Source organism: Ruegeria sp. SATB045, assembly GCF_059613525.1.
The window spans coordinates 398,102-424,579 of record NZ_JBXWSR010000028.1 but is presented as its reverse complement, the minus strand read 5'-3'; the positions used below and the strand labels follow the sequence as shown (position 1 = coordinate 424,579).

Sequence of the window (26,478 nt, the reverse complement as noted above, 5' to 3'; positions counted from 1 at the left end):
AAGTCCGTTAGTGAGACCGCACTGCGGCTTGGCTACGCAGACCCCACTGCGTTTTCGAGGGCCTTCCGAAAATGGTCAGGAATGTCACCGTCAGCTTATAGAAATTTGGTGAAGGGGCGGGCCTGACCATCTCGGTGCCAATGTCGATCGAGGTTTTTGTGCTCACCACAAGATTGCACCAATTAGTGGTTTTAAATGCTCGGCAGGAAGATCGCTGAACCAATCCCAGGTAATTGTCAGTAACCTTGCATCCTTCTTGTTGGGCTTGAATTTCGTTCATCGAAGTGCACTTTTGATTGGAAAATAACGATTTTATTTGAGTAGTTTGCACGACGCCGTCGACATCCCAGCGTCCTGTCCTTTGATCATGCCGACGACCTGCGTTTCCGTGAAACAGCTCTTTCGCATCCGTTTGCTTCTTCAAAAGGTTGAGCAAACTCTACATTAGAACGAGGGACGATTAGGGTGGCAGATCGCCAGGGGCGCAGCCTTGCTGCGGCTGACTTGTCATGCCATCAGCAGCGAACGGCATAGAACGAGTATCCAAGCGAATTGGCTCCCTTTCCCGCCCAATATTTTACCATGGCTACATTCGGTTGAATGTTTAGGGCTCAGCCGTCAGCCTTTTGGCTCCCAACCAGCGTCTTTCATTGCCCGCCCGAGTTCCTCGCCGTGTTTGGGATCAGCGAACAGTCTTTGAAAAAGCAAATCAACGCGACTTTCGGGCCATTCGCGCGAAAGTTTTTTTGACAGGGTCTGCGCTTCGGCGACGTTGCCCAGCATCTGATGTGCCGCCATCAAGTAAGCGACCGAGACGGGCCCAACCGGGCCTCCTTTTTCGGCCACGTGTTCGAAGGTGGATACTGTGCCTTTGTAATCCTTGAGGTGGAACTTTGCAGACCCCATCGCATTTTGAAACACGTATCCCCTCTCTAGATCGATTTTCGAGAGCGCCTCTTTGCTGATGGAAACAACGTGCTCAAATGAGCCCGAATAGAGAAGGATCAGCGAGACGAATTCCAGCACGTGCACATCATTCGGGGCCAAGCGGCGCGCTCTCTCCGCAAAGTCCTTGGCTTCTGGCCAATTGCCTTTAGCGAATTCAACCCACGCCTTGGCAGCTTGGCTCCAACCTGTTTCAGGTGCCTGCTCGAGCGCCATTAGGGCCTGACTGTCTGCGTAGGCAAGCATGTCGCGGGTCAGGTCCGGATCCGGTGTAACCACTGCCATTGTCGCGGCGACCTGGGCAGCTCCGGCATATCCGCCGAAATAACTGGGGTCATTCTTGATTGCACCTTCGAACATGATCAGAGCGGCATTCAACCGTGCGGGCTCCAGGGCAGGAAAAATCAGATCCCGACCTGAATTGGCGAGGTTTACAGCTTCAAGCCGCATTGGGGATGCATCGAAAATGGCGCTGCGCTCATCTGGGCTAAGGCCATCCACCATTGATTGACCCGGCGCGTCCCTTTTGGGCGATGTCAGCATAAGTACCGTAGCGAACCCGACTAGAACGACAATCCCTGCTGCGCCAATGGCCGGACGATGCCATGCACGGGCCTCGATATGCGGCGCCACTGGACTGTCAGGCATGCCCCCGCTGGGTACCCTTACTGTTATCTGAGGCGCATACCCCCCCTTGGGTAAGTCGAACAGCGTGTCCTCATTCCGGCCAACGTCGGCATAGTACTCTGACAGCTTGCGCCTCAGGCGACCGGCGTCCACGCGTACAACGTTTTCACGGCGCGCCATCTCGGACATCGTTCCCCCATACACATCCATAGCGATGGTCTTCGCCCGGATATCATCGGCTCTGCCCCTCAGAGACTCTTCGACCACATAGATCAGGAAGTCCTGTAGTCGCTGCGAACCCGCAAAGGTGGAAGATTTGACAAGTCGCTGCAGCGCCGTCCGCACATCTTTGGCGTCCGGCGTCTGGTCCTTATTCACAGTCGGTGATGTATTTCCAGATATCTTCATGATTACAGCATGTTAGACCTATGATTAAACCGTATTATGCCCCGATAAACCTTTTGTGAGAAGAAAATTCCGCGAACAGTTTGGGAACCATGTCGATCCAACAAACGAGCGTCAGAATTGAAAGGCTGTTCTCTTGATTCAGAATTTCCCGACCACCGATCCGCCATTGCGGATCTTCGGCGCGTGGATGCGGTGTTCGATGAGATTTGCCGTGACTACCAGCTTTTGTGTGCGGAGCATCTGTCAATGAATTCTGAACCCGGAAATCGGTCATATCAGATTACCTGCGATATCCGCGAAACCCTAAGCGGTCTTCGGGGTGAAATCGTTCAGGCGCTTCGGCGCGCAGGAAAGATGTAATTCAAAAATGGGGAAGGGATACCGATGAAATCACTGTTGCAACATGCTTCGGTCATGGTGCTAATGGCTGGCGCCAGTTTGGCTCAGGACATGCCGCCCATCATTCATGATGGAGAGTTTCAGTTTCTTCGCGCGCAGTTCGGCGAAGAATGGGACGCTCAGGATGCGGAAATTGAAGCAAAACTTGCCGAGATCCGCGAAGCCAAAGGCGGGCAGCCCCCCAATTTTCTATATATTTTGATTGACGATGTAAGCTTTGGTCAGATGGGCAACCGGACGATGAACTACGTTACCGGTTTCGATACTCCCAACATCAACGACTTTGCCACGGAAGGTATGTCGTTGATGAGAATGTATACCGAGCCATCCTGCACTCCGACACGAACGGCGATGTTGACCGGTCGTCATCCCGTGCGTGCGGGCGTGGAAGAGGTCAAAGTCGCGCTGGTCGGCGAGGGGCTTGCGGCTGAAGAAGTTACCATCGCTGAAATTCTGAAAGAAAAAGGATACAACACGTCGCATGTCGGGAAGTGGCATCAGGGCGACATCGAGGAAGCTTATCCGCATAATCAGGGTTTTGACTGGGCGGCATTTCCGTTGCATCAGCAGGTCCAACTTAGCCTGATGACACGGGATGCAATGGTGGCCAACAATATGCTCGGCTTTCATCCGTCGGGGCAGTCCAACCAGTTCCAGTTGGATCAGCGTTTCAAGCCGTACGGCCTTGTAACTGGGGTTGAAGGCCAGGCCGGTGGGATTGCTCGGGAAGTCGACATGGCGCCCGGCGAGGAATGGACACAGGCGAAATATGAAGAAATGAACCTGCGCTACCAGCGTCAGGCATTGGAGCAGTTAGAGCAGTTGGCCGCGCAGGATTCCCCGTTCTTTATGCAATACTGGCCGCTTTACCCGCTGAATTTTGCTTATCCTGATCAAGCCGTTTCAAGAAATGGTGGGTTCCATGCTGACAAGTTGCAGGTTTTGGATGGCTGGATCGGCGAAGTTTTGGACAAACTGGATGAAACGGGTGAGGCGGACAACACCGTTGTCATGATTATGGCTGATAACGGCTTGATGTATCATTACGAGGGTACTTCAGGACTGAACCAGTTGATCTATCGCGGGGGCAAGACCCAACACCTTGAAGGTGGTGTGCGCACGGATGCGTTCATCCGGTGGCCCGGTGCAATTAAGCCGGGCAGCGCGGCGGGCGACATCGTGCATGTCTCGGATCTGTTCACAACCTTCGCGCGCATTGCAGGTGCGACTGACCAAATTCCGCGCGACCGTGTGATTGACGGGATCGACCAGACCGCGCTGTTGCTTGAAGGCGAGGGTAATTCCCGCCGCGACTATGTTTATGTTTACGAAGGGCCGGTATTGCGCTCGGTGGTCAAGCAAGAGTTCAAGATGCATCTGGCTGCCCCCGGTCAACCCGGCGCTGCAGCGCCTGTGTTCAACGTTTACCGCGATCCACGGGAAGAGCATCCGCTTGTCGGGTATTCGTTGTGGTCGGGGGCGTCTTTCCAGGACATGGTAAAGCGTCATCAGAAAACCATTGCCGAACATCCGCATCTGCCGCTTGGAAAAGGTATCCCCTATGAAGGGATCGAGAACCTGCGTCCCGAGAGCGAATTGACCCGAGAGATTTTCGCCAGCTGGCAGTGACAAACGCAGGGCGGTGGCAAATTGGCCGCCGCCGTCCCGATCGCCCAAAATCGCGTGGTTTAGATAAGGGCTCGTCGCTTGGTGGCAGGAGCTCGGCCAGAATAGAGCTCAAGGCACTCAGCTTCTGGAAAGAGGGCGCCTGGTCGGTTGGTTATCGTCCGCAGGGTGGTAAAACTTACGGCCCCGGTGTTGCCGTTTGCGAAGCGGCAATGATCGGGCGCGCTTCTGATTGCCCGACAATCTGGGAACCAGGGTCGAACAGCGGTTTGAAAGTTAAAAGCGGCTAAATTCCAAGGAAACTTCCATGCAACATCTGCAATTACTCGTTGCCGTGGCGCTTGCGACGGCGCTAGTCGCAACACCTGCGCCTGCTCGCGCTCAATCTTTGCCCCCACTGGGACAGGATGAGAGGGGGTGGCGACACGCGGCTTCGGTCTTCCTGTTTGCACCCCTGCGTACCACCGGGACATCCACTGTTGCGGGGCAATCAGTAGAGCTTGATCTGGATATCGGAGACGTGCTGGACGTACTCGAGTTCGCGGCTTCAGGCCGGTATGAGGCATGGAATGGGAACTTTGGGATCATAGTTGACGCCAACTATGTCGGCATAGAGCAGGATACCACATTGCCCAGCCCTTTGGGCGCGCGCCTTGATGTCGATGTACGCCAAAAGTGGTTTAGTGTTCTTGGCGCGTTCCGGGTCATGGACGGCACATATGGTGACAGCAAGAAACGCTATGCAATCGACCTGCAGGGCGGGCTGCGATACAACTCTATTCGCCAGGAAATTGAGCTGACAAACCCAGGTCCGGTAAACCCACCTGTGTTAGGCGGGGATCAAAATTGGATCGAACCTGTCTTTGGGGCACGCGGCATGTGGCGGCTGAACCAAAAATGGACCGGAATTGCGTCGGTTGAGCTTGGCGGCTTCGGTGCAGGAGGTAACGACCTCCAACTTGGCGCAAATGTTGGATTCGACTATCAGCCGTGGGAAAACACGGCGCTTACTTTTGGATATCGGTATTTTAGCGTCGACTACAGTGACACGCTGAGTTCCGGAGAATTTGCCTATGACGTCGACCAGCATGGGCCATATTTTGGCATCAAGTATTTCATTCAATAAGCAAGTGCACGACCTTCGCGACTGCGGGGTTTCAGACCCGCATCCTGGAAACGGTTAGGGCGAAAAGCTGTTGCCTATAGCGAAAAAGGCCCCGGCGTTTCCACCGGGGCCTTCATCATGGGAAAGAGCGATGGATTATTCCGCGTCTTCTTTCTTTTCTTTCTTTTCGGGAACGATCTCTTCACCGGTTTCCTGATCGACCACTTTCATCGACAGGCGAACCTTGCCGCGGTCGTCAAAGCCCAGCAACTTGACCTTCACTTCCTGACCTTCTTTCAGAACATCCGACGGATGGTTCAGGCGGCGGTTTTCGATCTGGGACACGTGGACCAGACCATCGCGCTTGCCAAAGAAGTTCACGAAGGCGCCAAAGTCGACGATCTTGACCACTTTACCGGTGTAGATCTGACCTTCTTCCGGCTCGGCCACGATCGAATAGATCATGTCATAGGCCTTCTGGATCGACTCTCCGTCCGGTGAGGCGATCTTGATCACGCCATCGTCGTTGATGTCGACCTTGGCGCCCGAAACCTCGACGATCTCGCGGATGACCTTGCCGCCCGAACCGATCACTTCGCGGATCTTGTCGGTGGGGATGTTCATGGTTTCGATGCGCGGCGCGTGGACCGAGAATTCGTTGGTCTCGGACAGGGCTTTGCCCATCTCACCCAGGATGTGCATCCGGCCGTCCTTGGCCTGGGCCAGAGCTTTCTCCATGATCTCGGGCGTGATGCCCGCAACCTTGATGTCCATCTGCAGCGAGGTGATGCCGTTTTCGGTACCCGCAACCTTGAAGTCCATGTCGCCCAGGTGGTCTTCGTCACCCAAAATGTCGGACAGGATGGCATAGTTGCCGTCATCTTCCAGGATCAGACCCATGGCCACACCGGCAACCGGTGCTTTCAGCGGAACGCCCGCATCCATCATCGACAGCGAGCCGCCGCAGACCGACGCCATCGAGGACGATCCGTTGGATTCGGTGATCTCGGACACGATACGGATCGTGTAGGGGAAGTCGGTCGCCGCAGGCAGAACCGCCTGCAGGGCGCGCCATGCCAGCTTGCCGTGGCCGATCTCACGACGACCGGGGCCACCCACGCGGCCAACTTCACCAACCGAATAGGGGGGGAAGTTGTAGTGCAGCAGGAAGTTCGATTTGAAGTTGCCGTGCAGCGCGTCGATGAACTGCTCGTCATCACCGGTGCCCAGGGTGGTCACGGCCAGCGCCTGCGTTTCACCACGGGTGAACAGGGCGGAACCGTGCGTACGCGGCAGCATCGAGGTTTCGGCCACGATCGAACGGATATCAGTGGTCGAACGACCGTCGATCCGCTTGCCGCCTTTGACGACGTCACCGCGCAGGATGCCGGCTTCCAGCTTTTTCATCGCCGAGCCAAGGTTGGCGTCTTCCAGCTGTTCTTCGGTCAGCGCTTCTTTGATCGCTTCGCGGGCCGCGGCAACAGCGGCGGTGCGCTCTTGCTTGTCAGTGATCGCGAAGGCGGCGCGCATCTGTTCTTCACCGGCTGCAGCAACAGCGGCATACAGGTCCGCATAGTCGGGAGCTTCGAATTCAAACGGCTCTTTCGCGGCGTCTTCAGCCAGACCGATGATCAGGTCGATCACCGGCTGAATCTGCGCGTGCGCAAAGTTCACGGCACCCAGCATTTCAGCCTCGGACAGCTCATAAGCTTCGGATTCCACCATCATCACGGCGTCTTTGGTGCCGGCCACAACCAGATCCAGACGCTGTTCAGGGTTCAGGCGCAGGTCCTGCATGTCGTCCACGGTCGGGTTCAGGACATATTCGCCATCCACGAAACCAACACGGGCGCCGGCGATCGGGCCCATGAACGGCGCGCCGGAAATGGTCAGAGCAGCCGAGGCCGCGATCATCGCCACGATGTCGGGATCGTTGACCAGATCGTGGGACAGCACGGTGCACATGACCAGAACTTCGTTTTTAAAGCCGTCAACGAACAGCGGGCGGATCGGACGGTCGATCAGACGCGCGGTCAGCGTCTCTTTCTCGGTCGGGCGCGCCTCGCGCTTGAAGAAGCCGCCCGGAACCTTACCGGCGGCGTAGTATTTCTCTTGGTAGTGGACGGTCAGCGGGAAAAAATCCTGACCGGGTTTTTGGCTCTTGGCAAAGGTCACGTTGGCCATGACGCTGGTTTCGCCCAGCGTGGCAATCACGGTGCCGTCGGCCTGACGGGCAACCTTGCCGGTTTCCAGTGTCAGCGTCTCTTCGCCCCACTGCATAGATTTCTTAGTTACATCAAACATATGCGTATCCTAGAACGGAGCACTCCCGCCCCTGCGGGTCTCCGGTTTGCATGGCGGCCCCATTGCCGCCGACCCCATTTATCTTCCATTCGAGTGCCAGGGTCAGGGCACAACGTCTCAGATACCCGCGCGCATACATGAGATTGGTGTCAAAGGGAAGGGATAAGGCAGCCGAGGGCGTTTGGGTTAACAGCCGTCGTAATTCTTGTTGCCGCTTGCCGTTATCGTGTAGGTCCCGCCCCGTGGACCTGTATAGCATTTGGAGTAGGTTCGCCTGACGACGGGCGTGGGTCGGCGGTATGTCGATATCTTTCGGATTTGCGTGCCCCACTCGCAGGCGAGGCCGTCGCCATCTCCATCAAGATTATGAGGGTCGGAAACCGGACCACCAGAAGCCAAAAAGAACTTCTGAGCCGCCGCGCCGGTTGGAAAGTCGCTGCAATCATATGTGTCTACGCTGGGCGCGTCGGACCTTGAATAGATTGTCTTCCCAGCCGTCGACACACTGAATTGACCGTAGTTGCCCAAAGTGCATTGGTTTACCCCGCGCTCGGCCAGTTCTGCTTCGATCATGAGTTTACCGCGGGAGGTGGTTTGCGGCTGAAAGTAGGCACCGCACAATTCTGAAGTCGATGCCTGAGTGACTTTCGAAGACAGAGCCTCGGGTGAGAGCAGGTCAGCGGAGCAGGCAGTGATTAACATTATGGCAAAATAGAATGAAAGGCGCACTAGAGTCCTCAATTCGGCTAAGTATATGCTGGCGTTGATCGGAGGCGAATGGTCAAAATGGTTTAAGTCAAATTCAGGATTGAGAGCCTAGCCTACTGAGTGATTTTTGAAAGAGGCGGGGGTAACCGGCTCGCAATAATTGCAGGCTTGCACATTGATTTATTGCGCTAACATTCGTCCGAAAGAATGCATTTTGGGAAATATTGCTTTGTGTGTAGGCTGTTAGCACTGAACCCGCGGTCGAAAAGACGGAACGACGCCAAGGGGGTACGATATTCTTGTCCGTCAGCCGACCGACTACCTTGGCGTTTGCACCTAGCGGACAGAGGGGCTTCGAATGGCTCAAACCAAGAAAATGCTGGATCCCGATCCAAGGATCTATGACTTTGAAACAGAATACGAATTGGGGCAGGACAACGTTCGCCCGTTCGGTCTGGATATACACAATCCGGTCTTTTTGATCTCAAGCATCCTGATCTTTGCGTTCGTCCTGATCGCTCTGGCCAACCAAGAGGCAGCCGCAACGTTTTTTGGGTGGCTCAGGCCATGGCTAACCAGCACGTTTGACTGGTTTCTTGTCTTGTCGGTGGACGCCATAACCTTGTTCTGTCTGGTGTTGATCGTTCTGCCTGTCGGCAGCGTGCGCATTGGCGGTAAGGACGCCAAGCCAGACTATTCCTATGCCGGGTGGATCGCGATGATGTTCGCGGCCGGTATTGGTATCGGCCTGCTGTTTTTTGGCGTGATGGAGCCGGTTTATTACAACTTCGCCGAGGGCGGCAACGCCGTACCGCTGGGCATTGATATCGCTGTGCCGGGCAATGAATACGCGGGCGTTGTGGGTACGATCCACCACTGGGGTCTGGAAGGCTGGGCAGTTTACGCTGCCGTGGGCCTGAGCCTTGCGATCTTTGCCTATAATCTGGACCTGCCGTTGACCCTACGGTCGGCCTTCTACCCGATCCTCGGCGAACGCGTCTGGGGCTGGTGGGGTCACATTATCGACACTCTGGCGGTGTTTGCCACGCTGTTCGGCCTGACCACATCCCTGGGTCTGGGTGCGCAGCAGGTTGCAGCCGGGTTGAATGAGGTGTTCGGCATCGAACCCAGCCCGACCGTCGTTGTCCTGCTGATCATCGGCATCACGCTGATCGCTCTGGGCTCGGTCCTGATGGGCATGGATGCCGGCGTGAAACGGCTGAGCGAGATTAATATGATCATGGCCGTAGGTCTGTTCATCTTTGTGATCGTCGTCACCGGCGTCGGAACTGCCATCGCTCGGTACTTCAACGTGATGGTGGATTACGTGACGCACCTACCGGCCTTGTCCAACCCGTTCGGGCGTGAAGATACCAGTTATTTCCATGGCTGGACGACTTTCTACTGGGCCTGGTGGATTGCGTGGTCTCCGTTCGTGGGCATGTTCATCGCCCGCATCTCCAAGGGTCGCACGGTTCGCGAGTTCATCCTGTGTGCGCTGCTGGCACCTACTGCAGTCTGCGCGCTTTGGATGTCGACCTTTGGCGGAGCGGCCATCGACATGCTGAACGCAGGCGGCGCCGAAGGCGTCCGCGCCACGGTGATCGACAGCTATGCGCCCGAGGGCGCGCTGTTCGGCTTCCTGAAAGAGCTGCCCTTGTATTCGATCGTGGCCCCCATCGCGCTGGTCCTGATCGTGGTGTTCTTTGTCACCTCGTCGGACTCGGGCTCGCTGGTGATCGACACGATCACGGCGGGTGGCAAGATGGATGCGCCAGTGATCCAGCGCGTATTCTGGTGTACGCTTGAAGGTTTGGTGGCGATTGCCCTATTGCTGGGTGGCGGTCTGTCGGCCCTGCAGGGCGCGGCGGTGTCAACCGGTATCCCGTTCACGCTGGTCGTTCTGATGATGTGCTACTGCCTGTGGCTGGCACTGAAGTCGGAAAAGGCGAAGATGTAGTCTCAGACCTTTTGCAAGTGAAACGCCCGCCAAAAGGCGGGCGTTTTATTGAACCTGAGATGTCACGGGCATCGGTGGCCAGCAACGCAAGTTCCATCTTCCTCCATGATCACGGTGGAGTGCCCAGGAGAACCGCCAGGCATTGGCACGCCAGTCGAAATTATGAATCGAACGCTGTGCCCTCCGTTGAGACCTGCAGGGAATCTTGGGATTGGCTCGACGATCTTGAAATAGCCGTCGGGCGTCTGAGTCATTGCGCCCTGCTTTGCCAATTGCAGCAGTCCGGCTTGTTGCGGCAACACGTCATACGGTATTGCTTCGGTCGAAGCCCAAACCCCATCCGGGTCAAATTCCACAATGCCGCCCGGATAATAACGCAGTAACATCTTCTGCAGTTTGCGTTCTAAACTGCCAGCCTGTTTCGTGTCCGGCGGGTCCAGCACCTGAACGCCTTCATCCGTCACCAAATAGCGCCTGTTGTTCTTCACAATCGTCAGCCCATTAGAACTGCCTGAGCCCAGCTTGACGCCTGTATGCTGACCGGATGGCAACCGAATTTCGCCAAGTTTTCCAAAGCCGAACACATGGTCAATATTTCGTTTCAGTTTTGATGACACCATCCCTTTGGCAGCGATGGCGTCGCCTGAAGCGCTGTCTCTGAAATATTTGGGCAAACATCTTTTGCCGGGCTCAAAATGCAAAACGTCCTTTTTCAGACCGGCGACACCTACGCCGCGTGTATCCCGTGGCGCGACAAACCGTTCTACCCGGTCCGTGTCGCCGGTGACTTTCCAAACGATCGGGTCGAACGTGGTGGCCAGAATGTAAAGCGGTATTTCGCCGTCCTCGATATGAATTGCTGCAGCCGAAGTTTCCCGGTCCAACCCGGCAACCGCGATGTTTGATATGGCATAACCTTCATACCCACCGACCAGAATGATCTCCGCGTTGGCAGTTGGTTTGGTAAATTCGCACAATTGTGCCGGTTGCGCCTGTTGCCCGCGAATGTTTGCTGGCGGGATGACGTTTGTGGAAACTTCGGCGTTGGCGATTTGTTCCACGACAATTGCGATTTCATCCGGTGTGACTTTGCCGTCTTTGTTCGCATCGAACTGCAGTACAGCTTCGATCCGATGCTGCGTCTTCGGAGACGGCAGTGACGATGACATCGCATTTTGCCAAAGCTCGGTCAGCGACAGGCTTCCGTCGCGGTCCCGGTCCGATGTTGCAAGGACAGTCTGGAGCAATACCGATTGGTTGGCGTTCAGAAAAGGCGTTTGTCGTTCGATTTCGGCGGCAGAAATCGCCATATCGGCATCCAAATCAAAGGCCAGAACGTTTCGAAAAAGATTCGCGCGGCGTCCAGCCTCATTCATAGCAGCGTGAACTTCTATGGCTTCGCGGGTCAGCTCGCCACTGGGCGCATATTGGAACAGTTGTCGAATTGTCTGTTCAGTAAAACCTCTTGGATCTCGAGTGATCTGATCAATGGTCTTTTGTGTCAGATCCAATTGCGAAACTATTGGCTCTTCTGATTGGGCGGCAACACTCTGAGCCATTGCGCTTACCAAAACGACAGAGCAAAGAAATTTCGAATTTTTCATAAGATGTAATCCTAAAAAACATCGGCTTTAAATTTGGTAAATTTTTTTTTAATCTCAGTCTATGCACCTGTATCGTCACATGAAAATGGTTAACCAATGGTTAGTAGTTTTGAACGGGTGTCACTCGTATCCGATTCGGCACTTGCCCAAGACAAGAAGCAAAAAAAACGCCCGCCAAGCTGGCGAGCGTTAAACCGGGCAACCGGTTTCAATTCTGGCACAAAAAGCGCTTAGCGGCGGATGCCCAGCTTTTTGATCAGGTCCTGATAACGGGCCTCTTCCTTGCCTTTCAGGTAGTCCAGCAGCTTACGGCGCTGGGCGACCATTTTCAGCAGACCGCGACGACCGTGGTTGTCTTTTTTGTGGGTCTTGAAGTGCTCGGTCAGGGTGGTGATGCGCGAGGTCAGGATAGCAACCTGGACTTCAGGCGAACCGGTGTCGCCTTCTTTGGTTGCGAATTCTTTCATGACGCGTGCTTTTTCAGCGGCAGTAATCGACATCGGGGTCTCCTTGTAAAAGGTTAAGGTTGATGGCGCAGGCCGGGATGTCGTCCAGCACAGGCCCATGGAGAAAACCGCACCGATTCCGATGCGGATGCGCGCGTATAGGCGGTATTGGGAGAAATGGCAAAGAGATTCTGTGACGCTCAGCCCTGTGTCATTTGACCCAGTGCGTTCAGCTGCGCCAGATCTCCTTCGGCGATCAGCTGGATATCATCTGGGGTCAGCCCCTCGGCCTTTAGCAGCTGAGCAATGGTCTGGCCGTCGATCGTGACATTGGTCAGACTGTCATCCTCGGTGTCCGGTTCGATCTGAATGTCGGGGTCTTCCTCACCCTCCCACGAGATCAGCAGCTTGTCCTCACCCGGTTGGAAGTCCATGACAGTGACGGCGGCGTCATCTTCTTCGGGCGTGATCACGATGTCATCCTCGCCTTCGCCGCCGGTGACGATATCCCCGCTTTCGGCCAGAATCGTGTCATCCCCTGCGCCGCCATTGAGGAAATCAACCGCATCCTCATCCGCGCCATCCTGCCCGGTCAGCACGTCATCGCCATCGCCACCAAACAGAACGTCTTCGCCTTCGCCACCTTCAAGATGATCGTCCCCATATCCCCCATGCAGCGCATCATCGCCCGCATCCCCGGTCAGAGTATCATCGTCCTGCCCGCCGTAAAGCTCGTCCTCGCCGTCGCCGCCTGTCAGGGTGTCATCACCGAAATGACCAAACAGCGTGTCGTCGCCCTGATCACCGGAGAGCTGGTCGTCGCCGTCCTCACCATGAAGCACGTCGTCATCAAGGCCGCCCGTGATAATGTCATCCCCTTTGCCGCCGTGCAGCACATCTTCGCCCGCGCCGCCGATGATAGTGTCGTCGCCTTCATACCCGTTGATCTGATCATCGCCGTCCTGCCCGGTCAAAAGGTCGGTATCTTCGGACCCGGCGATGATCAGATTGCCGTCCTGCTCCGTAAGCACCGTTCCGGTCGAGATTTCCGAGGTTTCAGGGGCGTCGATATTCTCATCCACGTCCAGCAGATTGCCCTCGGACAGGTCGACGGGTTCGTCTTCCTGGATGTCGTCCTCTTCGACCTCTTCCTCGGGCTCAAACACATCGCTGATTGCATAGGCCGCACCGCCCATGGCGGCCAGACCGAGTAGTCCGATCAAGAACATGGCAACCCTCCGTGAACGCAGTTCTCCGAAGGTGATTTATCCTATGTTCATAAGGCTTTGGTCAAAGGCAGGTTGGACTCATGGTTAACTGTTTGTCACCACGATTCGGGCTGCTGGGTATAGGCGATGTATAGAGGGTGCTTTGGATGCCCCGCCTTCGTCAGCCCTAGATGGAACAGCGGTTGGCCGGTGCCGCGCAGCAGCGCCTCGACCGCCGGGCCGCGATCCAGATGCGCGCCATGGGTGCCCCATGCGGCAATGACCTGATCGGCCCATTCGACACCGTCTAGAATGGCGGCGTCATTCGCGGGGCCTACCGGATCGGCGGCGGCGCGCATCTTGCGTGGGTCAGTATCGCGCCAGGCAAAGATATTAGTTACCTGAAACGCACCGAACCCCAGCGCCCGCGCGCGGCGTTCGCAGCGCTCGACCGTAGGGTCATTCTGTACCTCGGTCGCGGTGGAGGGGTTCAGCATCACAAACAGCGCCTTGCGCCCCGCCGGATCCCAAACGCGGGTCAGGCTATAGCGATAGTTCTCGCAATCGGAATAGACGGCAGTCGAGGGCGCATCGCCCTTGGTATGGGTTCGGGTGATCATGCCCTTCGCCTAGCACGGCGATCAGGTGACGAACACCCGGCTGGGGTGCAATTCGCCGGATTTATAGATGCCGACGGCCACGGCTTTGCCTTCGAGCGAGGCCCATGCCTCATCGCCATATTCCACGTCGCTAGCCAGCACCATGCCCGGGTTGCCATTGCGCAGACGGGTCGCGCCTTCGGGAGTGCATTTCAGCTCGGGCAGGTCGGCGAGGCCGGTTTCCAGCGGGTGCAGATACTCATCCAGCGCCTCGGTTTTGGCCATCTCGTCGATCTGGTCGATGGACAAGCCATCTTCGACCTCAAACGGGCCGGACCAGATGCGACGCAGCTCTTTGACATGGCCGTGGCATCCCAAAGCGGCACCCAGATCGCGGGCGATGGAGCGGACATAACCGCCTTTGCCGCAGGTCATCTCAAGCACCACGTGATCGGCGTCGGGGCGGTCGACAAGGATCAGTTCCTCAACCCACAGGGGGCGGGCGGACAGCTCCACATCCTCGCCGTCGCGGGCCAGTTTATAGGCGCGCTGGCCGTCGATTTTCACGGCGGAGAACTTGGGCGGCACCTGCATGATGTCACCCAGAAACGGGGTCAGCGCCTGTTTGATATCGTCTTCCGAAGGGCGCGCATCGCTTTGCGCAATCACCTCGCCCTCGGCATCGTCGGTGTTGGTGGCCTGACCCAGACGCACGGTGAAGGTGTAGGCTTTCAACGCGTCGGTGATGTAGGGAACGGTCTTGGTCGCCTCACCCAAAGCCACGGCCAGAACGCCGGTCGCCTCGGGGTCCAGCGTGCCCGCATGGCCTGCCTTTTTCGCGTCCATCGCCCACCGCACCTTGTTGACCACAGCGGTTGAGGTCATGCCCGCAGGCTTGTCCACCACCAGCCAACCGGAAATGTCGCGGCCCTTGCGTTTGCGTCCCATATCACACCTTGATTCATGCTAAGGCGCGCGGGTTAGCGGATCACATGGGCGCTGTCAATTTACGGGTGCGCTTTCGACCACACCCACGATCGGCCCCAGCGAGAACCCGATGTCCGAGCGGCCCCTGGCACGGTCATACATGCGCGAGATATTGCCGTCGAAGAACAGCGCGTTGGGCGTTTTCAGCACGTCCCGAAACAGGCTGCCAAACTCGTGGAAGGTGACATAATCGTCCGAGATCGCGAATACCGCGCGGGTGCCATCGGCGCTGGTGCCCACCCCGTTGCGCACGAACAGAGAGGTCGAGTCGGGCAGAAAACGCGGGTGCAGCTCTCCGTCGATCACCAACATGGGGCCGGATTGAGTGGCAAAGCGGCAGTCCGGCGCTTTATCGACGAAATCTAGCGTCTCAAACACGTCAGCGCGGCCGTCGCGGATACAGAACACCCCATTGGGTAGAAGGCCGAAATTACCGGGGCCGGGGTTGGAGATGACGCGCATCTTTTCCTGCCCGTCCTCGACATAATGGCCCACGGGTGAACGGTCGTCGTGATACATGCCCGCGTTCATCGCAAAGGCCAGACGTTCACCACCGGGAGCCAACGCCTCATTCACCGAGGAGAAATGCCCCAGCAGATCGCCATTGTCGTCGTTCAGAAACAGGCGCAGGTCTTCATTGGCCGCGTCCACTTCGCACACAGTATATCGCTTGGCGTCGTGGGTGACTTTCTCACAACTCACCGCACCGGCTTGCGCGGCCCATAGGAGCGCGCCCAATGTGGCCAGCGTGCGGATCAATCGTCCAGATCGCGGCGCACCGCGTCCTGTTCGAACATGCGGCGGGTATCGTCCAGACGGTCGAACGTGTCATCCAGACGGAACCGCAGATCCGGTGAGAACTTCAGGTTCAGCTTCTTGCCGATCATACGTCGCAGTTCGCCCTTATTGCGGGCCAGCAGCTCGATCACGTCCTCCTGGCCTTTGCCGCCCAAGGGCAGCACATAGGCGGTAGCGATCTTCAGATCGGGCGAAGTGCGCACTTCGCCTACAGTAATCGACATACGGTTCAGGTCGGGGTCGTGGACATCTCCGCGCGCCAGAACTTCGGACAGGGTGCGGCGGATCAGTTCGCCGACACGCAGTTGCCGTTGGGACGGGCCGGGGCCATCGTGGAATTTGTTCTTTGCCATGACTTCGATCTAAGCCCAAATCCCACCTTTGCCAAGCAGGCGCGAACCGGGTAGGAGGCTTTGAGCCGACAAACGCGAAAGGACCAGCGCCATGACCCATATTCCGGGGATCGTCATCACAGGGGCTTCGGGCCGTATGGGGCAGATGCTGATCAAGACCGTGTCTGAGAGCGATCAGGCGCGTCTGGTCGGCGTTGTTGAACGTGCGGGCCATGACTGGATCGGGCAGGATGTAGGGACGGCTATGGGCGGTTCAGCGCTGGGCGTCACAGTTACCGATGATCCGCTGGAGGCCTTTGCGCAAGCGCAGGCGGTGATCGACTTCACCGCGCCCGAGGCAACGCTGGAGTTCGCCACGCTGGCTGCGCAGGCGCGCTGTGTGCATGTGATCGGCACCACCGGCATGACTGACGAACAGATCGCGGCGCTGGAACCTGCCGCGCGCCATGCGGTGATCGTGCGGGCCGGAAACATGAGCCTCGGCGTCAACCTGCTGGTGCAGCTGACCAAAAAGGTCGCCGCCGCACTGGACGAAGATTTCGATATCGAGGTCATCGAAGGCCACCACCACCACAAGGTCGACGCGCCCTCGGGCACGGCCCTGATGCTGGGCGAGGCCGCCGCCGAGGGGCGCGGGGTCAACTTGGCCGATGTGTCCGACCGGGGCCGCGACGGTATTACCGGCGCGCGCAAACGCGGCGACATCGGTTTCCACGCGATTCGCGGCGGAGACATCGTGGGCGAACATGACGTCCTGTTCGCCGCGCCGGGTGAACGTATTGTCCTGCGCCATCTGGCCACCGACCGGGCGATATTCGCCCGTGGCGCGCTGAAAGCGGCACTGTGGGGGCAGGGCAAAGCGCCGGGTCAGTATGACATGGTGGATGTGCTGGGCCTCTGAGCCATAGACGCGGAGACCAAAGGCGCTAGGGTCAGCTTATGCGAACCGTGAAGTCTCGCGTAGTTTTGGGCTTGTTGCTGGTGGTGTTCTATCTGACGCTGCTGCCTTTTGTTGTGCATGGGTTTGGCATGATCCGTGTCGGGCTGTCTGAAGACGCGGCGCAGCAAAGCTATTTGTTTGCAGACGGGCAGGGCGTCGGAAATTTGGCAATGCTGGTGCATATATTTGCCGGGACCGTATTGGTCGCGCTTGTCCCTTTGCAAGTGCTGCCAGGCTTGCGGCGGAAATACACCCGTTTCCATCGCATTTTGGGCCGAGTGCTAGTCACGCTTGCGTTGATCACGGGTTTGGCCGGAATGACCTACATCCCCCTGCGTGGGACGATCGGTGGGTCGGTCATGTCGGCGGCCTTTTTCCTTTATGGGCTTTGCCTGTTCACGGCAGCGCTGATGGTGGCGCGTATGGCGTTGAACAAAGACCGTGCCGGTCATTGGGCTTGGGGCCTGCGCCTGTTCTGGCTGGCGCTGGGATCGTGGCTTTATCGGGTGCACTACACGATTTGGTATCTGCTGACCGGCGGGCTGGGGTCCGAGCCCGATTTCTCGGGCCCGTTTGACCTTGTGCAGAACTTTGCGTTCTACGTGCCGTATCTGATGGCCGTTCAGCTATGGGTCGCCCGCAAGCGACGGGCGCATACTGGGGCTTTGCCTACACGTCCTTAATCTTGTCCGCGCGCAGCGGGCAAGACAGGTAGACGCCGAACTCTTTCCCGATATCGGCGCTGACGCGCGCATGAACTGCGCCCTGACGGTCAAGAAACCGCTGGCTGTCTTCGACTGGGAAAATCCCCTCGTGCCAGATACCGGGATGAATATAGAGCCCGCGTGAGCCGTCGCACCAGAAGGCCACCACCTTCTCGGGCGTCAGGTTGTCGCCGGGCAGGGCAGCAGGAACGATGAACGGCTTGTTGACCAGGGGCCAGAACATCTGACCGCCATCCGGGTGATAGTTCATGTGCCACAGCAGGACCTGATCACGAGGCGCGGTTTGGCGTGCGGTTTGCGCCTGCTGCGGATCGGCGGACCAGCCCAGAACATAGTGGCCTTTGACCGCCTCGTTCTCGCCATAGAGCACGTCGCCTTGCCAGTCGCATTTGAACGTGCCTTCAACCCAGCCGCCTTCGTCACCGGTGCCCTCGTCGATGGGCCGCCAGCCTTGCTGCGGCCAGCGGGTGATCTCGATCTCGAACCCTTGTGGGTTATCGACCAGACAACCATAGCCTTTGACGGATGCATCAGTGGCTCGGATCAGAGGCACCTCGTGCCAGGGCAAGGACGGCTTGGTGCTGGCTTCAAAGATGTACTCAGGCGCGGTCATGCGGCCCCCATATGCTTGTCGACCATGCGCTGCACCATCGGGGCGAAATGGGCGAAATCGGGGGTTTCCATGCCCGCGCGTTTGCCGGCCTCGTCCAGATAGCGGACCTGAACGATCTCTTTCAGGTTGGGGTTTGATTCGAATGCGGCAACTTCCTCGGCGCTCATGGGACCGCCTTGTAGCTCCAGGGTATGAATCGAGGCTGCCGACAGCCGGTCGAAATACGCTGGCTTGGTGGCGCACAGATACCGTTTGGCCGCAACGTGATAGCGGCAGCAATCGGTGATGACCGACGGAAAGAACTGTTCCAGCACCTTTGCGCCTGCGTCCTCGTGATGGCGGTCTTCGGTGTCGTCGGGGTGATAGGTGCCGAACTCGGACGTAAAGTGGCCGATATCGTGCAGTAAAGCACCGACGATGATTTCCTCAGGCATCCCGTTCTGTTCGGCAATCGTAGCCCCTTGCAGCATATGTTCGGCCATGGTGACGGGTTCGCCCAGATATTCCTCACCGCCGCGGCGGTCGAAGATATCGCCGATGAAGGCCACAATGTTGGTGCGGTTCAGGGTCGAGAAATCGGGTTTCATTCCGCCGCCTCCGGCTGTGCCATTTCCATCGCCGCCAGTGTGGACAGCAAGCCATCCTTGTCGGCGTAACACCCCTGCAACCAGCGCGATCCAGTACCGGAATAGCCCAGCCGCGCATGCAGGACGCGGGTGTTGTCGACGATGAAGCTCTCACCTGGTTCCAGTTTGAAGGACACACCCATGGCCGGGTCGTCGATGATGTCGCCAAGCTGACGATAGGCGGCGTAATAGGCCTCCATCCGGTCGAACGGGATATCGACAAACGGTGCAGAGGAGCGGTTGTTGAACCGGATGCTGACCAGCTCGCCATCCGGTGACAGCTCGATCATCGGGCGGCGCGACTGCAGGCAGACGTCGTCCTCGCCCTTGTATTCGAACCGCGCTGGGTATCCGGCCAGCAGGGCAAAGCCGTCGGGGTTCTGATCGCGCAGCTTTTCGGCGGCACGGAATCCGTCCACTACGATGGAATCGCCGCCCTCGGCGCTGTTCTCCAGACAGTAAAGGATTTGCAGCGTCGGTACCGGATCGCGATAGGGATTGTCGGTATGCGCCTGCAACCCCAGCCCGGTAAAAGCGAGGTTGGTCGGGTTCACCTCGGTCCGGACCTCGAAATAGGGGCCGTAGTTGGTTTCCCGCACATAGCCGAACAGATGGGCCACCTGCAGCAGAGATTCCGGTTTGGTCGGACCGCCGGTCAGCTTGGCAAAGCCGAACCCGGCGACTGCGGCCAGCCAATCGCGCTTGGCGGTTGGGTCGGCGTGGACCGCGTTCCAATCCGCGCTGGGCGGGATCAAGGTGCCGTCCCATGTGGTGAGGCCGGGGGCGAGGCGGCCCATCTGTTGCGCCGGATCGCGGTCATAGATGTGATCGGCCAGCCAGCGGGCAGGGAAGGTTACGGTTTTGTCCTCAGGCTGAAAGGTGACGCTCAGATCGCCGTTCAGAACTTCGGCCGCGCTGACCGAGACATTGGCGGGGATGTCCCCGATGGTGATCAGGCGCTGACCATTGCCCGGCGCGCGGGTGTCAGGGTCCAGCGCATTGTCGCGCAGCCAGATGGCGTGAAAACGCGCTTGTGTGCCATCGGCAAATTCAACAGTCACGATCTGGGTGGTGTGAGTGGCGGTGCGCAGCATGAGGTCTCTCCTGTTCGGCGCGGGCTATGGTTGAGGAGATACGCCCCTCGTGGCATTAACACAATTAAACCTTATTGCGACTGAGGGCTGGAAAAACTTATGGCTCGAAAAAAGATCGGATTGCCGCCTCTGGACTGGCTACGGGTGTTCGAGGCCGCCGGCCGGCTGGGCGGGTTTTCTGCGGCGGCCCGGGAATTCGGGTTGACGCAGGCGGCGGTGAGCCAGCGGATCGCAAATCTGGAATCGTGGCTGGGCCGGACCCTGTTTGTGCGTGAAGCGCGTGGCGTGTCGTTGACGGTCGAAGGCGAAAGCTATTTGCCGCTGGTTCAGGACAGTTTGCAGGCGCTGGAACGCAATACCGAGGATCTGTTCGGTAAAGCCCCGCGCGAACTGCGCGTAGCGGGGCTGTCGTCGAACATCCACGCGTTGGTTCTCCCGGCGATCCCCCGGTTTCAGCAGCTGCGCCCCAAGGTGCGGGTTATGACGGACTCAGTCGCTCGGCGCTCATCGCTGGACGAAGAACGCACGTGGCTGCAAATCCGCTATGGGCGCGGCACGTGGCCGGGGCGTGAGGCGGAACGGATCGCGCCCGAGGTTCTGGTGCCCATGGCCGCGCCAGGCGTGGAATGGGGAGCCCCCCTGATCGACCTGCGAGGGGAGCGGCCCGCCTGGCGCGACTGGGCGCGCAAGACTGGCCATGACGATCTGCCGCCTTCGGTGATCAGCTTCGATTCGATGGAACACGCCCTGTCGGCGGCACGGCAAGGGATGGGGGTGGCGTTGGGCTCTGAACCTTTGGCGCAGGCCGATCTGCAGGCCGGGAGTTTGCGGCAGCTGGACCTGCCCGCGCTGAACACGAAAGACGGCTATTGGCTGACATGGCCCGAGGATCGGGCGAAATCCAAAAAACAGCGCGCGTTGATTGCCGATTTCCTGACCGCGCTACGGGGCTGAGCGATCAGAAGTCGATCGCGATGCCCTTCTTCTCCCAATCGCCATAGCGGGCGGGGTCGGGGCCGTCGCGGCCACCCAGTTCCTTGGGCTGCTCTTTCGCCTCGGCTGCGGCCTTGCGGCGGCGGTCCTCGGCCTCGGCCAAAGCGCGTTGGGCGGCGGGCGGCAGGTCTTTGCGGTCGTCGCTCATGAGATCGGGTTCCTTTCCGTGCTAGGGCTTGATATACGCCCCCGTCCGCGTTTGGCAATGCGGGCGAGGGTCACATCAAAGGCGGTTCCATGTCCGACAACGTAACGGCAGCGCGGCGCAGCGCGATCTATCTGCTGGATCAGATATTGGGCGAAGGGCGTCTGTTGTCCGAATGTCTGGCCGCCGGGGCATTGGACCGGCTGGACCGCGAGGACCGCGCCCGCGCACAGCGCCTGACGCTGGAAACCCTGCGCGGGTTGGAACGCGCCGACCGTCTGCTGGACAACCATTTGAACCGGACCCCTGCGTTGACCGTACATAACGCCCTGCGTCTTGGCGCGGTGGAACTGTGCCAGGGCGAGGCCGCGCATGGGGTAGTCAATTCTATGGTCGAGATCGTTGGCCGGTCGCGCAAACATGGCCGCCTCAAGGGTCTGGTGAATGCGGTGCTGCGCAAGGTGGCCGCTGAAGGGCCCGAGGCATGGCCCAAGATGCGCGTACCTCGACTGCCCGAATGGCTGCGCGACCCGCTGACCATGGCTTGGGGCCCTGATGCCATCACCGGTATGGAGCAAGCGCATTTCGCAGGCGCGCCGCTGGATATTACCGCCAAACCCGGCGCCAATGGCCCCGGTGAGACGCTGCCCACTGGCTCGCGCCGGGTACAGGAAGGGGGGCAGGTCTCGACCTTGCCGGGGTTCGACAATGGCGATTGGTGGGTACAGGATGCTGCTGCAGCTATCCCCGTTCAGGTACTTGCACCGAAGGCCGGAGAGAACATACTGGACCTCTGCGCAGCCCCCGGTGGGAAAACCATGCAGATTGCCGCGGCCGGAGCGAACGTTACAGCGCTTGATGTGTCGGATTCTCGGTTAGAACGTGTGCGCGAGAATCTCCAACGAACGGGGCTGAAAGCCGAGGTCATCGCTGGTGACGCGCTAGAGCATCAGGGCCAATACGACGCGATCCTGTTGGACGCGCCCTGTTCGGCAACCGGTACGATCCGCCGGCACCCGGACCTGCCCTTTGCCAAGGACGGCTCGGAATTTGGCGGATTGATCGAATTGCAAGCACAGATGCTGGCCCATGCGTGGAGCTTGCTGAAACCCGGCGGGCGGCTGGTTTACTGCACCTGTTCCCTGCTGCCGGACGAGGGTGAGGTTCAGATCGAAGAAGCTTTGGATCTTTTCCCGGACATGCAGGTCGACCGCGAGGCGCTGGATATTGCTGGCATCGACAAGGATTGGATCACCGAAGAAGGCGGCCTGCGCCTTCGGCCTGACTATTGGGCGGATCGGGGTGGTATGGATGGTTTCTATATCGCGTGCCTGAACAAATCTGCCTGATGCGACGCTTTTCGATGACATGACGCGCGACGCGGTTTATCGTTGCGCTTAGGCGCCAGCAGAGCGCACAGGGCAGAGTAACGGGCGGCATGTCAAACAAGGATACCATGGCAAACCGGTGGACGCGGTTTCAAAACCGCTTCTACGCGCGGCTCAGTCAGCGGCGCAAACCCGTCAGTGGTTTTGTGGGTGAGCCCGAACCCCGGACGATTGGCGCGTTTGCCCGGGGTCGACAGCTGGTCGCCGGAAACCTTTTGTTTGCAGGTTTTCTGGTCGAGGCACAGGATACCGAGCTATGGGATGTCACGGCGCCAAGTACCGGTTTCGACAATGAACGGCACGGCTTTGCATGGCTCGATGATCTGGCAGCCGTTGGCGACATGCGTGCGCGCGAGAAGGCGCAACGCTGGGTCTGGGGTTGGATTGCGGCACATGGGCGCGGTCACGGTCCCGGCTGGGCGCCTGATCTGACCGGGCGTCGTGTGATGCGCTGGGTCAACCACTCTGCCTTTTTGTTACGTGGTACGGATGAAAAACAGCGCCAGCAGTTTTTTCGAGCTTTGTCGCAGCAGACTTGGTTTCTGTCCAAGCGCTGGAAAGCCGCCACGCCGGGATTGCCGCGGTTCGAAGCTTTGGCGGGTTTGGTTCAGGCCGGTCTGGCGCTGGAGGGTCTTGAACATATGGCAGACCCGGCCCTGCGCGCTTTGGCGCGGGAATGTGACAGTCAAATTGACCCTAAGGGTGGTTTGCTGACCCGCAATCCAGAAGAATTGCTTGAGGTTTTCACGTTGCTGGCCTGGACATCCGCAGCACTCAGCGAGCTAGGCAGGGGGACGCCCGGCGCACAGGCGGGTGCGATCAAGCGGATGGCCCCCACACTGCGCTGTCTGCGGCACTCGGACGGGGGGCTGGCGCGGTTTCACGGGGGCGGGCGCGGGCTGGAAGGACGTCTGGATCAGGCACTGGCGCAAAGTGGCGTGCGGCCACATCACGCCACTGGCCTGTCGATGGGCTACGCGCGCCTTTATGCAGCGCGAACCAGTGTAATCGTGGATGCCAGCGCACCGCCCAAGGGGCCAGCGTCGTATAACGCGCATGCCTCAACCTTGGCTTTCGAACTGACCTCGGGCCGACGCCCCCTGATCGTGAATTGCGGATCAGGGGAAACCTTCGGCGCGGAATGGCGCCGGGCAGGACGGGCAACCCCGTCGCATTCAACCTTGTGCCTTGATGGCTATTCCAGCGCCCGCCTGACCAGCCCTGACCACCGAGGAGCCGAAGCCCTGGTCGATGCACCGACTGATGTTCCGAACGAATTCGAAGAATCCTTTGAAGGTGCGAAGTTCATGGCCGGGCATGATGGCTATTCGAAAGTGTTCGGCCTGACCCACGCCCGTACGTTCGAACTGCGCTTTGACGGGCGCGAACTGGTTTGCGAGGATATTCTTCTGACGTCGGATGACCGTGCAAAACGGCAATTCGACAAGGCGATGAACGCCTCGAGCCTGCAGGGCATCGGATTCGATATCAGATTCCACCTGCATCCCGACGTTGATGCGGCGCTGGATTTGGGCGGCGCGGCGGTGTCGATGGCGCTCAAAAGCGGTGAGATCTGGGTGTTTCGTCATGACGGGGTGGCAAAACTGACCGTCGAACCAAGCGTTTATCTTGAAAAAGGGCGTCTAAAGCCGCGCGCGACAAAACAGATCGTTCTATCTGGCCGCGCAATGGAGTATGCGACGCGCATTCGGTGGACGTTGAGCAAGGCACAGGATACAGCCTATGCCGTGCGCGATGTGCACCGGGACGAGCCCGATTTCGACTGACGCCAAAAGGACCTTTGGACCCATGACCGACCTTCACCCCGTGCGCCGCGCGCTGCTTTCCGTATCCGATAAGACCGGATTGATCGATCTGGGCAGGGCGCTGGCCGAGCGCGGGGTCGAGTTGTTGTCAACCGGCGGCACCGCAAAGGCCCTGCGCGAGGCGGGGCTGGACGTGAAAGACGTCAGCGAGATCACCGGTTTTCCCGAAATGATGGACGGCCGGGTCAAGACCCTGCACCCGATGGTGCATGGCGGGCTGCTGGCGCTGCGTGACAACGACACCCATGTGGCCGCGATGACCGAGCACGGGATTGGCGCGATCGACCTGCTGGTGGTGAACCTCTACCCGTTCGAGGCGACCGTGGCGAAGGGGGCTGGATATGACGAATGTGTCGAGAACATCGACATTGGCGGCCCTGCGATGATCCGCGCGGCAGCAAAGAACCATGCCTTTGTGAACGTGGTCGTGGATGTAGAGGATTACACCAAACTGCTGGGCGACATGGATCAGCACAATGGGTCGACCTGCCCGAAATTCCGCCGCAAACTGGCGCAAAAAGCCTATGCCCGCACCGCCGCTTATGACACGGCTGTGTCCAACTGGCTGGCCGACGCGCTGGAGCTTGAGGCCCCCAAACGCCGCGCCTTTGCGGGTGAGCTGAAACAGACCCTGCGCTATGGCGAGAACAGCCACCAACAGGCGGCTTTCTATACCGACGGCACCAACCGGCCCGGCGTTGCCACGGCGGTGCAGCATCAGGGCAAGGAACTCAGCTACAACAACATCAACGACACCGACGCAGCCTTTGAACTGGTGGCTGAATTCGACCCGGCGCACGGTGCTGCCTGTGCCATCATCAAACACGCCAACCCATGCGGTGTGGCAACGGGCGCCACGCTGATCGACGCCTATAAGGCGGCGTTCGACTGCGACCGCACCTCGGCCTTTGGTGGGATCGTGGCGCTGAACCAGCCGTTGGATGCGGAAACCGCGCAGGAGATCACCGGCATCTTCACCGAGGTTGTGATTGCTCCGGGCGCGTCGGATGAGGCCAAAGCGATTTTCGCCGCCAAGAAGAACCTGCGGTTGCTGACGACTGAAGAGCTGCCGGATGTGACTGCAGGCAGCAAGACCGTCCGTCAGGTGGCTGGTGGCCTGCTTGTGCAGGACAAGGACAATGGCTTTGTCGGTATGGATGACCTGAAAGTGGTCACCAAGAAAGCGCCAACTGATGAACAAATGCGCGATCTGCTGTTTGCTTGGAAAGTGGCGAAACACGTCAAGTCGAACGCCATCGTCTACGTCAAGGACGGCGCGACAGTGGGTGTGGGTGCTGGCCAGATGAGCCGCGTGGACTCGGCGCTGATTGCGGCCAAGAAAGCCGAGCGTATGGCCGATGTGCTGGGGCTGCCGCAGCCGTTGACCATCGGCTCGGCTGTGGCGTCGGATGCGTTCTTCCCCTTCCCCGACGGTCTGATGGAGGCCGCCGAGGCCGGCGCGACCTGTGTGATCCAGCCGGGTGGGTCAATGCGCGATGACGAAGTGATCGCCGCGGCGGACGAGGCCGGTCTGGCCATGGTTTTCACCGGTATGCGGCACTTCCGTCACTAATGCGCTATCGCTTGCTCCTTTTGGCTGCGCTTGCGGCGTTCGCGATCGACCAGATCAGCAAATATCTGGTCGTCCACGTCATGCGCGTGGCCGAGGGCGATATCGACGTTCTGCCGCCCTTGCTTGTGTTCAAATACGGCGAGAATCGGGGCATCAATTTCGGCCTGTTTCAGGGCAATAGCGACGCGGCGCGCTGGGTGCTGATCGGCGTGTCCGCTGCGATCTCGGTTGCTGTGTTGATCTGGCTGATGCGCTCTGCGCCATCAAAGCTGATGCTGTTCTGCGGCGGTTTGCTGATCGGCGGAGCGCTGGGCAATGTTGTTGACCGTGTGCTTTATGGCTTTGTTCTCGATTTCTTGAACATGTCATGTTGCGGCATCAACAACCCATTTGTTTTCAACCTTGCCGACGTGTTCATTTTTGCAGGGGCCATAGGGCTGGTGCTGTTCGACAGCAAAAAGCCCTCGTGACGCGCTTG

The 26,478-nt window shown here is 58.7% G+C and carries 26 protein-coding genes; 11 read left to right on the top strand and 15 right to left on the bottom strand.

Annotated features, from left to right (window positions below; genetic code table 11):
- A partial coding sequence (locus AC2FNR_RS17305) for a helix-turn-helix domain-containing protein (protein WP_496850339.1) occupies nucleotides 1-126 on the top strand: 126 nt, incomplete at its 5' end.
- A gap of 492 nt (nucleotides 127-618) precedes the next feature.
- Here the strand turns inward: AC2FNR_RS17305 and AC2FNR_RS17300 are convergent.
- Together AC2FNR_RS17300 and AC2FNR_RS17295 are read right to left on the bottom strand one after the other, a co-directional pair.
- On the bottom strand, nucleotides 619-1,980 hold the full coding sequence (locus AC2FNR_RS17300; RefSeq protein ID WP_496850325.1) for a tetratricopeptide repeat protein: 1,362 nt from the start codon (nucleotides 1,978-1,980) through the stop codon (nucleotides 619-621).
- 34 nt (nucleotides 1,981-2,014) lie between these two features.
- Nucleotides 2,015-2,254, bottom strand: a complete 240-nt coding sequence (locus tag AC2FNR_RS17295; RefSeq protein WP_170755972.1) for a hypothetical protein — start codon at nucleotides 2,252-2,254, stop codon at nucleotides 2,015-2,017.
- Between the two features lie 110 nt (nucleotides 2,255-2,364).
- Here AC2FNR_RS17295 and AC2FNR_RS17290 point away from each other — a divergent pair, with 110 nt between their 5' ends.
- Complete coding sequence (locus tag AC2FNR_RS17290) at nucleotides 2,365-4,008, top strand: sulfatase-like hydrolase/transferase (RefSeq protein ID WP_170353692.1); 1,644 nt, start codon at nucleotides 2,365-2,367, stop codon at nucleotides 4,006-4,008.
- A 304-nt stretch (nucleotides 4,009-4,312) separates the two neighbouring features.
- Nucleotides 4,313-5,131 (top strand): outer membrane protein, encoded by an 819-nt coding sequence (locus tag AC2FNR_RS17285; RefSeq protein WP_496850324.1) that lies wholly within the window; start codon nucleotides 4,313-4,315, stop codon nucleotides 5,129-5,131.
- A gap of 135 nt (nucleotides 5,132-5,266) precedes the next feature.
- On the opposite strand, the gene pnp is transcribed toward AC2FNR_RS17285, so the two are convergent.
- Together pnp and AC2FNR_RS17275 are read right to left on the bottom strand one after the other, a co-directional pair.
- Nucleotides 5,267-7,414, bottom strand: coding sequence for a polyribonucleotide nucleotidyltransferase (gene pnp / locus AC2FNR_RS17280; RefSeq protein WP_480868604.1), 2,148 nt, complete (start codon nucleotides 7,412-7,414; stop codon nucleotides 5,267-5,269).
- Nucleotides 7,415-7,600: 186 nt separating this feature from the next.
- Nucleotides 7,601-7,987: an excalibur calcium-binding domain-containing protein gene (locus AC2FNR_RS17275; protein WP_496850321.1), complete on the bottom strand. Its 387-nt coding sequence runs from the start codon at nucleotides 7,985-7,987 to the stop codon at nucleotides 7,601-7,603.
- Nucleotides 7,988-8,480: 493 nt separating this feature from the next.
- Here AC2FNR_RS17275 and AC2FNR_RS17270 point away from each other — a divergent pair, with 493 nt between their 5' ends.
- A complete protein-coding gene (locus AC2FNR_RS17270) occupies nucleotides 8,481-10,082 on the top strand; it encodes a BCCT family transporter (RefSeq protein WP_170353689.1) in 1,602 nt (533 codons plus the stop codon).
- Between the two features lie 62 nt (nucleotides 10,083-10,144).
- On the opposite strand, the gene AC2FNR_RS17265 is transcribed toward AC2FNR_RS17270, so the two are convergent.
- The 7 genes from AC2FNR_RS17265 to rbfA all read right to left on the bottom strand — a co-directional run bounded on the left by AC2FNR_RS17265 (nucleotide 10,145) and on the right by rbfA (nucleotide 16,077).
- Nucleotides 10,145-11,641: an EF-hand domain-containing protein gene (locus AC2FNR_RS17265; protein ID WP_496850319.1), complete on the bottom strand. Its 1,497-nt coding sequence runs from the start codon at nucleotides 11,639-11,641 to the stop codon at nucleotides 10,145-10,147.
- 275 nt (nucleotides 11,642-11,916) lie between these two features.
- Nucleotides 11,917-12,186, bottom strand: a complete 270-nt coding sequence (rpsO, locus tag AC2FNR_RS17260) for a 30S ribosomal protein S15 (protein ID WP_039528663.1) — start codon at nucleotides 12,184-12,186, stop codon at nucleotides 11,917-11,919.
- A 146-nt stretch (nucleotides 12,187-12,332) separates the two neighbouring features.
- Nucleotides 12,333-13,361 carry a calcium-binding protein gene (locus tag AC2FNR_RS17255; protein WP_496850317.1) on the bottom strand — a complete coding sequence of 343 codons (1,029 nt, stop codon included), beginning with the start codon at nucleotides 13,359-13,361 and terminating at the stop codon, nucleotides 12,333-12,335.
- 95 nt (nucleotides 13,362-13,456) lie between these two features.
- On the bottom strand, nucleotides 13,457-13,960 hold the full coding sequence (locus AC2FNR_RS17250; protein ID WP_496850315.1) for a DUF1643 domain-containing protein: 504 nt from the start codon (nucleotides 13,958-13,960) through the stop codon (nucleotides 13,457-13,459).
- Nucleotides 13,961-13,981: 21 nt separating this feature from the next.
- Nucleotides 13,982-14,887: a tRNA pseudouridine(55) synthase TruB gene (gene truB / locus AC2FNR_RS17245; RefSeq protein WP_496850313.1), complete on the bottom strand. Its 906-nt coding sequence runs from the start codon at nucleotides 14,885-14,887 to the stop codon at nucleotides 13,982-13,984.
- A gap of 54 nt (nucleotides 14,888-14,941) precedes the next feature.
- Entirely contained in the window at nucleotides 14,942-15,685 is a 744-nt protein-coding gene (locus AC2FNR_RS17240) for a phosphodiester glycosidase family protein (RefSeq protein WP_480868592.1), read from the bottom strand.
- Entirely contained in the window at nucleotides 15,682-16,077 is a 396-nt protein-coding gene (rbfA, locus tag AC2FNR_RS17235) for a 30S ribosome-binding factor RbfA (RefSeq protein ID WP_496850311.1), read from the bottom strand. Before rbfA ends, AC2FNR_RS17240 begins: the two co-directional genes overlap by 4 nt.
- A 91-nt stretch (nucleotides 16,078-16,168) precedes the next feature.
- Between rbfA and dapB the strand changes: the two genes are divergently transcribed.
- Both dapB and AC2FNR_RS17225 read left to right on the top strand, forming a co-directional pair.
- Nucleotides 16,169-16,978, top strand: a complete 810-nt coding sequence (dapB, locus tag AC2FNR_RS17230; protein ID WP_170755981.1) for a 4-hydroxy-tetrahydrodipicolinate reductase — start codon at nucleotides 16,169-16,171, stop codon at nucleotides 16,976-16,978.
- A 38-nt stretch (nucleotides 16,979-17,016) separates the two neighbouring features.
- A complete protein-coding gene (locus AC2FNR_RS17225; RefSeq protein ID WP_170755982.1) occupies nucleotides 17,017-17,700 on the top strand; it encodes a DUF2306 domain-containing protein in 684 nt (227 codons plus the stop codon).
- Here AC2FNR_RS17225 and AC2FNR_RS17220 read toward each other — a convergent pair.
- Genes AC2FNR_RS17220 through tmpA form a run of 3 tightly spaced genes read right to left on the bottom strand, consistent with a single transcriptional unit; the run spans nucleotide 17,687 to nucleotide 20,075 of the window.
- Complete coding sequence (locus tag AC2FNR_RS17220; protein WP_496850309.1) at nucleotides 17,687-18,355, bottom strand: ureidoglycolate lyase; 669 nt, start codon at nucleotides 18,353-18,355, stop codon at nucleotides 17,687-17,689. The genes AC2FNR_RS17225 and AC2FNR_RS17220 overlap by 14 nt on opposite strands.
- Entirely contained in the window at nucleotides 18,352-18,942 is a 591-nt protein-coding gene (gene tmpB / locus AC2FNR_RS17215) for a (R)-1-hydroxy-2-trimethylaminoethylphosphonate oxygenase (RefSeq protein ID WP_496850308.1), read from the bottom strand. The genes AC2FNR_RS17220 and tmpB overlap by 4 nt, the downstream gene beginning before the upstream one ends.
- Nucleotides 18,939-20,075 carry a 2-trimethylaminoethylphosphonate dioxygenase gene (gene tmpA / locus AC2FNR_RS17210; RefSeq protein WP_496850306.1) on the bottom strand — a complete coding sequence of 379 codons (1,137 nt, stop codon included), beginning with the start codon at nucleotides 20,073-20,075 and terminating at the stop codon, nucleotides 18,939-18,941. The genes tmpB and tmpA overlap by 4 nt, the downstream gene beginning before the upstream one ends.
- Nucleotides 20,076-20,174: 99 nt before the next feature.
- On the opposite strand from tmpA, the gene AC2FNR_RS17205 reads away from it, so the two are divergent.
- Nucleotides 20,175-21,029 (top strand): LysR family transcriptional regulator, encoded by an 855-nt coding sequence (locus tag AC2FNR_RS17205; RefSeq protein ID WP_496850304.1) that lies wholly within the window; start codon nucleotides 20,175-20,177, stop codon nucleotides 21,027-21,029.
- A gap of 4 nt (nucleotides 21,030-21,033) precedes the next feature.
- On the opposite strand, the gene AC2FNR_RS17200 is transcribed toward AC2FNR_RS17205, so the two are convergent.
- A complete protein-coding gene (locus AC2FNR_RS17200; protein ID WP_170353677.1) occupies nucleotides 21,034-21,216 on the bottom strand; it encodes a DUF1674 domain-containing protein in 183 nt (60 codons plus the stop codon).
- An 89-nt stretch (nucleotides 21,217-21,305) separates the two neighbouring features.
- On the opposite strand from AC2FNR_RS17200, the gene AC2FNR_RS17195 reads away from it, so the two are divergent.
- From AC2FNR_RS17195 to lspA, 4 genes are all read left to right on the top strand, one after another.
- Nucleotides 21,306-22,562, top strand: a complete 1,257-nt coding sequence (locus AC2FNR_RS17195; protein WP_496850302.1) for an RsmB/NOP family class I SAM-dependent RNA methyltransferase — start codon at nucleotides 21,306-21,308, stop codon at nucleotides 22,560-22,562.
- An 89-nt stretch (nucleotides 22,563-22,651) separates the two neighbouring features.
- Nucleotides 22,652-24,388 carry a heparinase II/III family protein gene (locus tag AC2FNR_RS17190; protein WP_496850300.1) on the top strand — a complete coding sequence of 579 codons (1,737 nt, stop codon included), beginning with the start codon at nucleotides 22,652-22,654 and terminating at the stop codon, nucleotides 24,386-24,388.
- Nucleotides 24,389-24,410: 22 nt separating this feature from the next.
- Nucleotides 24,411-26,000: a bifunctional phosphoribosylaminoimidazolecarboxamide formyltransferase/IMP cyclohydrolase gene (gene purH, locus AC2FNR_RS17185; RefSeq protein ID WP_496850298.1), complete on the top strand. Its 1,590-nt coding sequence runs from the start codon at nucleotides 24,411-24,413 to the stop codon at nucleotides 25,998-26,000.
- Entirely contained in the window at nucleotides 26,000-26,470 is a 471-nt protein-coding gene (gene lspA / locus AC2FNR_RS17180) for a signal peptidase II (protein ID WP_496850297.1), read from the top strand. The genes purH and lspA overlap by 1 nt, the downstream gene beginning before the upstream one ends.
- Nucleotides 26,471-26,478 lie beyond the last annotated feature (8 nt).

Coding starts and splice junctions, on each gene's coding strand:
- AC2FNR_RS17300 (WP_496850325.1), bottom strand. CDS start 1,980: ATGAAGATATCTGGAAATACATCACCGACTGTGAATAAGGACCAGACG.
- AC2FNR_RS17295 (WP_170755972.1), bottom strand. CDS start 2,254: ATGACCGATTTCCGGGTTCAGAATTCATTGACAGATGCTCCGCACACA.
- AC2FNR_RS17290 (WP_170353692.1), top strand. CDS start 2,365: ATGAAATCACTGTTGCAACATGCTTCGGTCATGGTGCTAATGGCTGGC.
- AC2FNR_RS17285 (WP_496850324.1), top strand. CDS start 4,313: ATGCAACATCTGCAATTACTCGTTGCCGTGGCGCTTGCGACGGCGCTA.
- pnp (WP_480868604.1), bottom strand. CDS start 7,414: ATGTTTGATGTAACTAAGAAATCTATGCAGTGGGGCGAAGAGACGCTG.
- AC2FNR_RS17275 (WP_496850321.1), bottom strand. CDS start 7,987: ATGATCGAAGCAGAACTGGCCGAGCGCGGGGTAAACCAATGCACTTTG.
- AC2FNR_RS17270 (WP_170353689.1), top strand. CDS start 8,481: ATGGCTCAAACCAAGAAAATGCTGGATCCCGATCCAAGGATCTATGAC.
- AC2FNR_RS17265 (WP_496850319.1), bottom strand. CDS start 11,641: ATGGCTCAGAGTGTTGCCGCCCAATCAGAAGAGCCAATAGTTTCGCAA.
- rpsO (WP_039528663.1), bottom strand. CDS start 12,186: ATGTCGATTACTGCCGCTGAAAAAGCACGCGTCATGAAAGAATTCGCA.
- AC2FNR_RS17255 (WP_496850317.1), bottom strand. CDS start 13,361: ATGTTCTTGATCGGACTACTCGGTCTGGCCGCCATGGGCGGTGCGGCC.
- AC2FNR_RS17250 (WP_496850315.1), bottom strand. CDS start 13,960: ATGATCACCCGAACCCATACCAAGGGCGATGCGCCCTCGACTGCCGTC.
- truB (WP_496850313.1), bottom strand. CDS start 14,887: ATGGGACGCAAACGCAAGGGCCGCGACATTTCCGGTTGGCTGGTGGTG.
- rbfA (WP_496850311.1), bottom strand. CDS start 16,077: ATGGCAAAGAACAAATTCCACGATGGCCCCGGCCCGTCCCAACGGCAA.
- dapB (WP_170755981.1), top strand. CDS start 16,169: ATGACCCATATTCCGGGGATCGTCATCACAGGGGCTTCGGGCCGTATG.
- AC2FNR_RS17225 (WP_170755982.1), top strand. CDS start 17,017: ATGCGAACCGTGAAGTCTCGCGTAGTTTTGGGCTTGTTGCTGGTGGTG.
- AC2FNR_RS17220 (WP_496850309.1), bottom strand. CDS start 18,355: ATGACCGCGCCTGAGTACATCTTTGAAGCCAGCACCAAGCCGTCCTTG.
- tmpB (WP_496850308.1), bottom strand. CDS start 18,942: ATGAAACCCGATTTCTCGACCCTGAACCGCACCAACATTGTGGCCTTC.
- tmpA (WP_496850306.1), bottom strand. CDS start 20,075: ATGCTGCGCACCGCCACTCACACCACCCAGATCGTGACTGTTGAATTT.
- AC2FNR_RS17205 (WP_496850304.1), top strand. CDS start 20,175: ATGGCTCGAAAAAAGATCGGATTGCCGCCTCTGGACTGGCTACGGGTG.
- AC2FNR_RS17200 (WP_170353677.1), bottom strand. CDS start 21,216: ATGAGCGACGACCGCAAAGACCTGCCGCCCGCCGCCCAACGCGCTTTG.
- AC2FNR_RS17195 (WP_496850302.1), top strand. CDS start 21,306: ATGTCCGACAACGTAACGGCAGCGCGGCGCAGCGCGATCTATCTGCTG.
- AC2FNR_RS17190 (WP_496850300.1), top strand. CDS start 22,652: ATGTCAAACAAGGATACCATGGCAAACCGGTGGACGCGGTTTCAAAAC.
- purH (WP_496850298.1), top strand. CDS start 24,411: ATGACCGACCTTCACCCCGTGCGCCGCGCGCTGCTTTCCGTATCCGAT.
- lspA (WP_496850297.1), top strand. CDS start 26,000: ATGCGCTATCGCTTGCTCCTTTTGGCTGCGCTTGCGGCGTTCGCGATC.